The following is an 11,930-nucleotide window of genomic DNA, read 5'->3' as shown; positions in this document are numbered from 1 at the left end:
TTATTTATCATAAGGCGCCTTTTTTGTATTTGTCTATTAATGCTGTTATTCGGTAGTGCTGCTATTCATTCGTTAATTCTTTATTTATTCCTGAGTGCTATCAGGCGTGACGCTTTCTCTACTCTTGCGCACGAAGCTCAGCAACGAGCGCTTTAATCGTTAGCGGGTTACCACCGCGGCTAATTTCAAGTTCAAGCGTAGTGCCTGGGGTAGTTTCGGCAATCATGTCTAAAGTTTTTGATGCGTTTTCTAATCGAATACCATCGATGGCTAATATGATATCGCCAGGCTGTAAACCGGCTTCATCAGCTGCACTGCCTTTGGCAACCGCGGTTACTTCAATACCCGGGCGATTGCGGTCTTCACCACCAATAAAGCCTAACTGCCCACGAATAACGCGGCCATTGTTGATGATTTTATCCATCACACGTTTAGCTAGCTCATAAGGCACCGCGAAGTTAATGCCATCTACATTACGTACGCGATTGCGCGAGTCACGCACTTGGAAATTCGCATTAGTAATACCCAGTAAAATACCGTTGCTATCAACCAATGCGCCACCTGAGTTGCCTTGATTTAATACCGCATCGGTTTGTATGAAATCGACATAGTTAGATAGACCATTTCTTCCTGCACGGCTCACAATACCTTGGGTAATGGTTTGGCCCAAATCGAATGGGTTACCAATCGCCATGACTACATCACCTACGTGAATATCTGGCTCAGAAACTTGAGGAATAATGTGTAAGTTATCTGCGGTTACTTTTAAAACGGCTAAATCGGTGAGGGGGTCGTTACCGACTATTTGCGCTTCTAAAATACGGCCATCTTGTACTGCTACAAAGATACTGTCAGCGTTATTCACTACGTGGTGGCAAGTTAGAATATAGCCGTTCTCGGTCATGATCACGCCAGAACCTAGACTAGTACGTTCTCTTGGCTGATTGCGAAACAAGCCGGTGTCGTTCTCAATACTGACACTATAAATATTTACTACCGCAGGGGCAGAGCGGCTTAATGGCGCAAAATAACTCTCGCGACTAGCACTAACGGAAGGCTCGGTGAAAAGCCCTTGAGTAAGGCCACCACCTTGGCGGAGATCCGGCAATAAAAACAACAGAAGCAAGGCTACTATTGTTCCAAGGAATATTGATTTTATTATGAAATTAACTATTGAGCTGCCAGTCACAAGCCACACTTACGTTGTTTTTAAATGCCCAAAAACTTAAGCCGAAAACTTGTACCAAAATACTTGGCAAAATAAGGCTTTGTGTTAATGGTATTTTTTATTTGATTAAGGTAAAGGATATCACCTTATCCGTCAATCTGTCGTATTTAATACTATTGGGCTTTCGCATTTTACGGGAAATATACGGTTTCTCGCCATTGGGTATAAAAAAACAGCGCCATTCGGCGCTGTTTTATGTAGCAGTGATAGAACTACTGACGAATCAATAAGTACAGCGTAGAGTTACCGCGTTTAACATTAAGGGCAATTACCCCTTTTGCTTTATCTAACGCATCTCTAAACTCAGCCACTGATGGGGTACGTAAACGGTTCACACCCATCACAATATCATCAGACTTCAAGCCAATACGTGCAGCAGGGCTGCCATTAGCTAGTTCTGAAATAACCACGCCTGCGTTGCCGGCTTCATCAGTACCATTAGTTAGCGTAGCACCTTCAAGTGCAGGATGAATTTGTGCAGCCGTGACGGTTGATTGCGTAGCATCGCCAAGCACCACATCCATTTCCATCTTCTTACCTTTACGCATAACAGTAAGTTCAACTTCAGCGCCAGCACCCATACTAGAGATTTTGGCTCTTAGTTCTTGGAAGCTATGCAAGTTTCTACCATTAATACCGGTAATAATATCACCAGCTTGGATACCTGCTTTGTCAGCAGCAGAATCTGGGGTTACTTCACTGACAAACGCACCAATGTTCACATCAGCATTCATCGCCTCTGCAAGTCCTGCATCTATATCGCTGCCCAGAATACCCAATAAGCCACGGCGAACCTCGCCATATTCGGCAATTTGGTCGACTAAGCTCTTCATCATATTAGCCGGAATAGCAAAACCAATCCCCACATTACCGCCATTAGGGCCGAAGATTGCAGTATTTATACCGACAAGTTCGCCGCGCAAACTGACTAACGCGCCACCCGAGTTTCCGCGGTTAATCGCAGCGTCAGTTTGAATAAAATCTTCATAACCTCCAATGTTTAAACCAGAACGGCCAAGCGCACTCACAATACCTGAGGTTACCGTTTGTGATAAACCAAAAGGGTTACCAATGGCTACCACAAAATCACCCACTCTTAGTGCATCTGAATCGGCTAACGGTAATGCAGTAAGGTCATCTGAGTCGATTTTTAATAAAGCGATATCACTTTGCTCATCAGATCCTAGCTTCTTCGCTTTAAATTCACGGCCATCAGTAAGTTTCACGGTTATTTCATCGGCGTTATCCACTACGTGGTTGTTAGTAACCACATAGCCTTTATCGGCGTCGATAATCACCCCAGAACCTAGCCCCTTAAATGGGCGCTCTTGAACTTGTTCTTGGGGGGCGCCAAAGAAATAACGAAACATCTCTGGCACTTGTTGGCGAGAGGTTTGCGTTCCCTCAACGGCAATACTTACTACTGCAGGCGTTGCTTCTTCTAGCATGGGGGCTAGAGAGGGCACCTCATCTTTTTTATCTGAAAAGAACGGTAATGCCGCATACGAGTTCACACTAAAGCCAAGAGAACTTACTAATACTGCAGACGCCACGACATACTGACGAAAAGACACTTTCATGCTCGCTTATACTCCTTCAGGTTATTGCGATATTGAATCATTTAGCTAAAGACTCTGAAATAACTGAAAAAGTTCCTAAACTATGACTTGTCTGCGGTAGATTGCTCAGAACCGCCGACGAAAAGCCCCGACCCTGAATTAGCGAAGTCTTTCGGCTGGGTATCGGATATTTTATTAGCTTTAGCTTTTTCAGAGTTATTTAAATTGTTACGAAGGTAAGACGTGGCCTGTTCGCCATAAAAAGGCACTTTAGCGTCATCATCGTCACTGCTTTGCGTTAGCAATGCTTCGTATTCTTTAATTTGTTGTTTCAGTGTTTCGCACTGACCTTCAATACCTTCTAGGCTTTGACGGGTTTGATGAATGTGATGTTGAGCTTGCTGAGCTAATATCTCTTTCACTTGTTGCTCTGTTTGAGCTGCATTATTCCCGCCCGTTTTGGTGTGTACAAAACGACCTATAAAAAAGCCAATGATTAAACCCACTACTAGTAAAGCAAGAGACACTAACAGTTCCATTCTATTCTCCGAATTAACGTACTACCCACATTAAGTTCACCTTGATACGTGCTACTTAATGCATTCGACCATTACTTGAATATAGCAAGAGCCAGTATGAAAGCGCATAGATAACGCATAATTTAAGTTTATACGAGCTATGCAAATTAACTAGGTACGATTCTACCGTGATTTCCATTAAAATTAAGGTCATAATTGATAATTTCAAGCAGGTCGGTGCAGCCACGGCCACTATTGACATTTTGCGGGAGTGGAATAGGCGATGACGCCATGGGAAAAATATCAAGCAGATTTGACGTCGCCTGAGTTTCAGTACGATGCAGCACAAGAAAATGCAGTGAAAGAATTACAGCGTTTATTTGACGAGTTAACCCAGCCAGAGAAAAAACATACTTGGCGGGTAAAGCTTAAGTCGGCATTTGGCAAAGGCCAAAAGAACGCGGGCATTCAGGGCATTTACTTTTATGGCGGTGTAGGCAGAGGAAAAACCTATTTGGTGGATACCTTCTACGATTGCCTACCGTTTGAAAATAAAATGCGTGTGCACTTTCACCGATTTATGCACCGAATTCACGATGAGCTTAAGCAGCTTACCAACGCACAAGACCCATTAAAAACCATTGCCGCCAAGTTAGCCAAAGAAACCAAGGTAATTTGTTTCGATGAATTTTTTGTATCGGACATTACCGATGCCATGATCCTAGGCACACTAATGGAAGAGTTGTTTGGTTATGGCATAGTGTTGGTGGCTACGTCTAATATTGTCCCCGATGACTTATACAAAAATGGTCTTCAACGCGCGCGCTTCTTACCTGCTATCGAGTTAATCAATCAAAATACACGGGTAATAAATGTAGATAGCGGTGTCGATTATCGACTTCGTACTCTTGAACAAGCCGAAATTTACCACTACCCATTAGATGGTGACGCGATTGATAACCTACACGGTTATTTCGCTCAGTTGGCACCTGAAGCTGGGTCTGAAAATGAAAGCATTGAAGTGAATAATAGGCAGATAAATACCCTGCGCAATGCTGATGGCGTATTGATGATAGAGTTTAATGCGCTTTGCGGTGGCCCGCGAAGCCAGAGTGATTATATAGAACTAAGTCGTTGTTACCATTCAGTGTTATTGGCAAATGTAAAGGTTATGGGGCAACACAATGACGATGTAGCACGCCGCTTTATTGCCATGGTGGATGAATTTTACGAACGCCACGTAAAGCTAATTATTTCGGCCGAGGTTGCGATGGATAGTTTGTACGGCGAGGGGCTGCTTAATTTTGAATTTAGACGCTGTTTAAGCCGCTTAAGCGAAATGCAATCGCACGAATACTTAGCTACCGAGCACTTACCTTAACCAATTAAAACAACGAGAGTGCCCTTGGCACTGTATTGTTGGGCATAAAATCGGTAGAATTTGCCCAATTTTTTCTGCTACTGATGGCAGAACTCCATTTGTAAAAAAGAGAATCTTAAGATGGGAAGAGCATTCGAAGTAAGAAAAGCCGCCATGGCCAAGACCGCTGGCGCGAAAACTAAAGTTTATTCTAAGTACGGTAAAGAAATTTACGTGTGTGCTAAAAATGGCGGCGCGGATCCAGATACTAACTTGTCGCTTCGCCGTTTGATGGAAAAAGCGAAAAAAGACCAAGTACCTGGTCATGTTATCGATAAAGCGATTGATAAAGCCGCTGGTGGTGCAGGCGAAGATTTCCAACCTATGCGTTATGAAGGCTTTGGCCCAGGTAACTGCATGGTGATTGTGGATTGTCTTTCTGACAACGCTAACCGTACCATCACTGAAGTACGCAACTGCTTCACTAAAACTAATGCAAAGCTTGGCGCACAAGGTGCCGTGTCGCACATGTTCGACCACCAAGCCGTATTCCAGTTTGATGGCGACGACGAAGACGCTATTTTAGAAGTTTTGATGGAAGCGGATGTTGATGTTACTGAAGTAGAAGGCGAAGACGGCAAAATTACCGTTTATGCGCCGCATACTGAGTACTTCCAAGTTAAAACCGCCCTTACTGAAACGTATCCAGATATTAGCTTCGACGCAGAAGAGATGAGCTGGATTCCGCAAACAGAATCAGACATCAGCGAAGAAGACATGCCTATGTTCGAAAAATTCATGGACATGCTGAACGACTGCGACGATGTACAAGATGTTTACCATAACGGTATAACACCAAACTAAAGAAATGGGGTCAGAGTACTTTTTAGGCTAAATTTACACTGACCCTATTTTTCTTATATCACTTCCTCTATTTATCCAGTAATCGTTGGATACCAAATACCGAAGGTTAAACTAAAAAGCCCAATCAAGAATGCGGCAGAGACAAGTAATAAGGTCACGCTGATACAGATTTTTAGTAAGACATGATTTTCATGATTAGCCATCCAAATTAGCTGCGCAATAATATGAGGTGTCACGTAAGACAGCACACTCACTCCTATTACCGCTGGGCCTGTGAAGTCGGCAGTATTAATGCCAAGGGTGCCAAATAGTGTCATCCAAGCAAAAATAAATAGCCGAAAGAAAAGCACGCCATTGGCGGCTAAAAATAAATGTAGCGCCCATCGTTGATGTAGTGCCACGTTGGCGTTTCTTATCGCGCGAATCGCAAAGAAACTACTTAAGATAACCATTATCCCTGAAAAAGCCGTTAACCCATGTAGCAAAGGTGTACTTACTGTGCCACGGGATAGTAGTAGATACATACCCGCCAGCGAGATACTACACGCAAGCGTGACAAAGAGTCGGCCATTGTATTTATGAAAGCTTCTATATTTACGCCTTATGGCTGGCATTAGCTGTAAGCTTCCGCCCATGATCATGACAATGGCAAGTAAAACATGTGCGGCATACATAGCATTGCCAAGATAATCACCCGCAACATAGGCCGTGCTATTGAAGCGATTCCATTGAGATACCCCTTCACTCAAGCCTGTAAAGCCATAACCCGCAATTAGATAGCTAACGAAGAATGCTTGCGCTATAAGCAAGCAAGAAAATCCTATTTTCTGACTGGTATCGTACAGCTTCGCTGAAGGGGTTAAGGTAGTGGGAGTTAGGGGATCGGGTGTTAGGGTATTTGTCGCCGACATATCTTTGCCTCTTGTATAATTGTTACGCTCTTTTAGCGCGCCGTTCACGTATTTCTAGTTTCCCTAAAGCGTATAGAAAATAAGAGCTCATTCTTCTCAAATTCGAAAAATGAATACCTTAAGTTAGAGGTTTTGACATACTCCTTAACAAAGTTCTTTTGTGCTTAGCGGCGATTCTTCTTACACTGAGGGTAGAGATATATTTAAAGGCGTAGAACCCCTGTGGCGTGGCAAAACGATTTACCCTATTACCTTTTGTTGTGCTGTAGTTTGAGCATAATGCTTACCCATGCGTTCCAAAATGATAAGCAGACAGTAAACTATTTAGTAGCCATATTCAGCGCATCGCTTTGTATGGTGGCCACGCAGAAATTAAGTGCCGATACCCTAGGCGCGTATCAGTATGTAATAGGACTAGCAACCTGCGCGACATGCAACGCGGTGTGGCTGATTGCTAGAACGCTATTTCGAGACAGTAACCCCTTAAGTCGCAGGCATTTTGCAGTAGCATTTGTGGTTGCAGGGCTAGTGATATTTAATCAGACATGGCATTTAGTGGTGGCGAGTGATATGCCAAACTTGTTAACCCCAGCGCAGATGCTAAAACTCAAACAGGGAATGAATGAGGTTGTGAACTTGCTCTCATCCAGCATTCTAGCTTTATCCTTTTGGGAAGCATTGCGTGGATTCAATAGTAAAAATGACATTCAAAAACGCCAGTCGATAGTGTTTGCCTCTGCCTTTTTCCTTGGTTTATTTAATTCATCAATATTACCTAAGTTTTTATTTAGTCCTAATGAGATTGAATATTATGAGCCTTGGCTAATTTGCTCATCTGCACTGCTAATACTTGGCGCAATCCAATATGTTGTCTACTCTCAGAAAGTGAGTAAACAGTCACACCGTCAACGACAAAACCAGTTACAAAATAAAATACACGATGAATCAAACACTCACTCGTTCGAACAACCAGTGAGTGATGTTGAACCTGTAACGTCTAGTTTATATAACGCTAACGCTAGCAGAGGCGATAGTGATAAAAAGCAGGATGAAGCAATCGATATGTTGATTGTGAATGGTATCAATACGTTAATTAATCAAAAACAAATTTTCTTACAGCCTAACTTAAAAATCGCTCATATAGCGCAAGCGTTGGATACATCGGAATATAAAGTGAGTAAGGCCGTAAGAGGCTATTTTGATGTCGCTAACTTCAACCTGTTCGTGAATCAGTTTAGGGTGAAGCATGCTAAGCAGTTATTACGAAATCAAGAATGCCAGCAATGGAGTATTTTGGTGATTGCACTGGAGAGTGGTTTTTCATCCTTAGCCACATTCAATCGTGTGTTTAAGACGATTTCGGGGCAAATGCCGACAGAGTATAGAAAGCAGGGCAATACAATGAGGTGTAGTGTGTCGAAGGCTTAAAACAGTGGCTCTGACCTAAACTATCTATCGCCCATTACCAATAGTTTTAGTGCCTTCTAACATGTGAGCGGCACATTGGTCTCCATGAAGCACGGAGATATCGCCAGTGGTTTCTAGTACTACCGCCCTAACTTCTTGCATATCTAATACATTCGCTTCCCGAAGCTTTGCCATAAGGTCACTACGAGCCACTCGCGTTTCAGCTAGCGCAGTATCAATAATTACACCGTCGCGCATTAATATGACAGGCGTATTCTGCATAAGCGCTTCAATCTTATCGGAACGTCTGCGCAATCGGGCAGTGACGAACTGTACTAAAAACAGTGCTGCCATAGCAATCATAGCCTGAAAGAACGCGCCCCAACTATTCGTTTGCGACGCACTTGCTAGTAACGACCCTACTGCCACTGTCATCACGAAATCAAAATTGGTCATTTTTGAAAAAGAACGTAGTCCATTCACTCGTACCAGTAGCACCACCCAGAACATGCTCATAGTGGTTAGCAGTAAGCCTTTTAGCAATAAATCTAGAGTAGGGACGGTGGTAAACATAAATAGCCTTAACCAAATGGCAATAAAGAGAAATGGCAATAAAGAAGGGCAGTGTAAATTTCGAATTAATTTACACTGACCCTATTAATTTATTCCCATTCCGCCGGTTGAGATTATTTGTACCGTGGCTGTCGCTAAAGAGATTAGTATTTTTTAACTTGTATCAAGGGTTGAGTATGGGGCGAGTATTTGCATTTTGTTATTTCATACCCATATACAGCGCAACGGAATAATAAAAAGTTATCACTACCGCTCTCATGCATCGTTTTATGCCTGATCGTAATAACCACGGTCACTCATCATCTCAGAAAAACTACGCGTCTTCAGTTTATGCGTGGGTGTTTTCTATTGTGGTGTCGGTGCTTGTGTTCAGCGCGCCATTTTCCGCTTATTCCGCAAGCGATACCGCATCATTCAATGAACAAAATCCGCAAATTTCGTTTTCCGATTTCGGGCTTTCTATTGCGACACGCTTCGGGTTTACCCAGCACAATCAAAAGCAAGATGCCGACCTAGATAATTCAGATGAACATCTACTTCTCTTTGGGAATCAACCCCATTTAGTTCTCGTCGACTTCTCGGGTGCTATCTTTAGCAAACCCTTTGAATATATTGCCTTTCACTGGAAGGGCATATCAAGCCGCGGTCCGCCTTCTACCTCGTAATACCTTACTGCTATCACGTGCTGCACTTGCAGCCGCTCTCTTTTTTAGAGTTTTTAAAGGTTTATTACAGGATTTGTTATGACACGATTTTCATTTCGTGGCCTAGTATATGCGTTAGTTATATTACTAGGCCTACTTAGCGTCGCCCCCAATATATTGCCCGATTCACTTAGACAACATGTACCGGATTGGTACAGTCAACATACCCTTTCCCTAGGATTAGATTTGCAAGGTGGTTCGCACCTGCTTTTAGAAGCGGATACCGATGCGTTATTTGCTCGTCAGTTGGATACCTATTCTTCAGCGCTTTTTAGTGACTTAAGAGAACAAAAAATTCGCTATGTTAAGCATGCATCTTTCAAAGTATCTGAACAAGGTGCTAAAAACACATCAAATCAAGCGCTATCAGTTCAATTTACGCTTTCAAACCCTGATGACCTTTATAAAGTTAAACAGCGGGCAAACGAAGTATCGGTGCAATCTGACGGCACTAGTGCGCTTCTTCTTACACAACAAAGCACTGCTCCAAAAGGTATTGCTCCAAAAGGTATTAGCCAAAAAGGGAGTATGATTGAGCTCACCCTCACCGAGGAATATCAAGAAGCGGTAGTAAAAGATGCGATTAATCGCAGCCTAGAAGTAGTGCGTAAACGACTTGATGAAACCGGCCTTACTGAGCCAAGTGTTACTCGCCAAGGTAGCGATGCCATTTTAGTGCAAATGCCGGGTATTTCAGACCCAGCCAATGTGAAAGCCTTGCTAGGTACTACGGCGCAAATGCAATTTCATTGGCAGACTCAGGTGAATAATAGCGATAGCTTTATTCGGGCCGATAGCAACGACAGGCAGTATTTACTCGAAAAACATGTGGCATTAGAAGGTGAGCATATTACCGATGCGGCAGCGGTGTTTAGCCCTGAAACAAGCCAACCGGTGGTAACGTTTCGCTTAGATAATGACGGTGCGCGGCAATTCGCCACGATGACGAAAAACAATATCGGGCGTGCGTTGGCGGTAGTGCTAGATGATACTGTGGTAACTGCGCCAGTTATCAACAGTGTCATTCCCGGCGGTAGAGGCGAGATTACCGGTAGTTTTACCATGAGTGAAGCGCAAGATGTGGCTTTGATGCTACGCACTGGCGCGTTACCCGTTCCATTGCATATTATTGAAGAACGCACTGTAGGGCCTGATTTAGGTAGCGATGCTATTGAAACCGGTGTGAAAAGCGGTATTGCGGGGGCATTGGGTGTTTTAGTATTTATGTTGGCTATTTATGGTCGTTGGGGCGCGATTGCTAGTCTTGCCCTTACGGTCAATATGGCATTGGTGTTCGGTGTACTTACCCTTTTTGGAGCCACACTTACCTTACCTGGCATTGCAGGCCTTATACTCACCATGGGCATGGCGGTAGATGCGAATATCTTAATTAATGAGCGTATTCGTGAAGAAACAAAGAAAGGCCGGCCAGCAGGTGGGGCATTAAAAACAGGCTTTGATAAAGCTTTTGGTACCATTGTTGATTCAAATTTCACTACTCTTATTGCCGTTAGCCTCCTGTTTGTATTTGGAAGCGGGCCAGTAAAAGGTTTTGCGGTAACCATTGCAATAGGATTGATAACCTCATTATTTACCTCAGTAGCGCTGACTAAACTGCTGATGCAACGGGCAATTAAAAATCATCAAAGAGAGCCGATTAACTTATCTTCGCCATTGTTAACTATGGCCGATAAATTAGGGCCATTTAACTTCTTAAAATCTAAAAAAATAGCCTTGAGCGTTTCACTCATATTAACTTTGTGTTCCGTGGCACTGTTCTTTAAGCCGGGGCTGCAATACGGCGTAGATTTTACTGGCGGCACTATGATGGAAATCTCTGCGCCGAAACTTTCGACGGAGCAATTGCGCGGGGTGTTAAAACAGCATCACTTTGAAGACATTGCTATTCAAGAATATGGTGCAAAAAATCAGTACTTGTTACGAGCGCCAGTATCGGAACAATCGAATGCCTTATCTTATGTAGGAGCTAATACAGGAGCCAACACAGTAGCTAGCACAGAAGCTATTACCGAAACGAATTTAGAAGCTGATACCGAAGCACGCACTGTTGCCACACAAGGCAACAATATTGAAATGCTAAAGCAGGTGATACAAGACGCAGACAGTTCAGTGATATTTAAAAAGGTAGATGTTGTGGGGCCCAAGGTTAGCGACGGCTTTGCCGACCTGTCTATTTTAGCCTTACTGATTGCCGGTGGCGGTATGTTGGCTTATTTGTGGTTTCAATTTGAAGCACACTTTGCTACCGCAGCTTTACTTACCGTACTACTTGATTTAACTAAAACCATTGGCTTTATGGCCTTGACCGGTATTGAGTTTAATCTTACCGCGGTGGCCGCGCTACTGGCCTTAATAGGATATTCAATTAACGACAAAGTGGTAGTGTTAGACCGCGTGCGAGAACTTCTGCGCATGAGCCCAGAGCGTCCATTAGCTGATATTATTAATGAAGCCGTAAATAGTACCCTTAGCAGAACAGTATTTACCTCATTAACTACCTTACTAGCCTTGTTACCCATGGCGTTAGTAGGGGGCGATGCAGTTAATAGTTTTGCCGTACCTATGGTATTTGCGGTGGTTATTGGTACGTCTTCAACCTTGTTTATTACCTCTGCATTGTTAAACATGCTAGGTAAACGAAGAGAGCAAAAAGGGAAGGCGCAGCTTCGCCCTACTTCAGAGGAGGTAAAAGCGTCGTTGGCTCATATTCCTTAACCACCTTTATCGAAATAAGCGAAGCGGTGAAATACCGCTTTGTTCATTTCATCTGTATACTACTGGTTAT

General features: G+C 43.3%; 10 protein-coding genes. 5 read left to right on the top strand and 5 right to left on the bottom strand.

Annotation, left to right across the window (positions count from 1 at the left end):
• Positions 1-118: 118 nt before the first annotated feature.
• The 3 genes from Q4561_RS00955 to Q4561_RS00945 form a co-directional block, all read right to left on the bottom strand.
• Entirely contained in the window at positions 119-1,189 is a 1,071-nt protein-coding gene (locus Q4561_RS00955; protein WP_303456734.1) for a trypsin-like peptidase domain-containing protein, read from the bottom strand.
• 251 nt (positions 1,190-1,440) lie between these two features.
• Positions 1,441-2,808: a DegQ family serine endoprotease gene (locus Q4561_RS00950; protein ID WP_303456731.1), complete on the bottom strand. Its 1,368-nt coding sequence runs from the start codon at positions 2,806-2,808 to the stop codon at positions 1,441-1,443.
• Positions 2,809-2,888: 80 nt separating this feature from the next.
• Positions 2,889-3,326, bottom strand: coding sequence for a DUF1043 family protein (locus Q4561_RS00945; RefSeq protein ID WP_303456729.1), 438 nt, complete (start codon positions 3,324-3,326; stop codon positions 2,889-2,891).
• A gap of 262 nt (positions 3,327-3,588) precedes the next feature.
• On the opposite strand from Q4561_RS00945, the gene zapE reads away from it, so the two are divergent.
• Both zapE and Q4561_RS00935 read left to right on the top strand, forming a co-directional pair.
• Positions 3,589-4,686, top strand: coding sequence for a cell division protein ZapE (gene zapE, locus Q4561_RS00940; protein WP_303456726.1), 1,098 nt, complete (start codon positions 3,589-3,591; stop codon positions 4,684-4,686).
• A gap of 120 nt (positions 4,687-4,806) precedes the next feature.
• Positions 4,807-5,529, top strand: a complete 723-nt coding sequence (locus Q4561_RS00935) for a YebC/PmpR family DNA-binding transcriptional regulator (RefSeq protein WP_303456723.1) — start codon at positions 4,807-4,809, stop codon at positions 5,527-5,529.
• Between the two features lie 71 nt (positions 5,530-5,600).
• On the opposite strand, the gene Q4561_RS00930 is transcribed toward Q4561_RS00935, so the two are convergent.
• On the bottom strand, positions 5,601-6,440 hold the full coding sequence (locus Q4561_RS00930; RefSeq protein WP_303456720.1) for a DUF2306 domain-containing protein: 840 nt from the start codon (positions 6,438-6,440) through the stop codon (positions 5,601-5,603).
• A gap of 222 nt (positions 6,441-6,662) precedes the next feature.
• On the opposite strand from Q4561_RS00930, the gene Q4561_RS00925 reads away from it, so the two are divergent.
• Positions 6,663-7,868 (top strand): AraC family transcriptional regulator, encoded by a 1,206-nt coding sequence (locus Q4561_RS00925; RefSeq protein WP_303456716.1) that lies wholly within the window; start codon positions 6,663-6,665, stop codon positions 7,866-7,868.
• Between the two features lie 24 nt (positions 7,869-7,892).
• Here Q4561_RS00925 and Q4561_RS00920 read toward each other — a convergent pair whose 3' ends face one another.
• Positions 7,893-8,420 (bottom strand): DUF421 domain-containing protein, encoded by a 528-nt coding sequence (locus Q4561_RS00920; protein WP_303456714.1) that lies wholly within the window; start codon positions 8,418-8,420, stop codon positions 7,893-7,895.
• A 269-nt stretch (positions 8,421-8,689) separates the two neighbouring features.
• Between Q4561_RS00920 and Q4561_RS00915 the strand changes: the two genes are divergently transcribed.
• Positions 8,690-9,085, top strand: coding sequence for a hypothetical protein (locus tag Q4561_RS00915; protein WP_303456712.1), 396 nt, complete (start codon positions 8,690-8,692; stop codon positions 9,083-9,085).
• A gap of 78 nt (positions 9,086-9,163) precedes the next feature.
• The gene (secD, locus tag Q4561_RS00910; protein WP_303456710.1) at positions 9,164-11,860 is read left to right on the top strand and encodes a protein translocase subunit SecD; all 2,697 of its coding nucleotides are present in this window, start codon (positions 9,164-9,166) and stop codon (positions 11,858-11,860) included.
• The last annotated feature ends 70 nt before the right edge of the window (positions 11,861-11,930 follow it).

Origin of the sequence: Alteromonas sp. 1_MG-2023, assembly GCF_030547075.1 — a bacterium.
In the GTDB taxonomy this organism is placed as follows: domain Bacteria; phylum Pseudomonadota; class Gammaproteobacteria; order Enterobacterales; family Alteromonadaceae; genus Alteromonas.
Note: the sequence above shows the minus strand (reverse complement) of the source record. Positions and strands in the feature narration are given on the sequence as shown.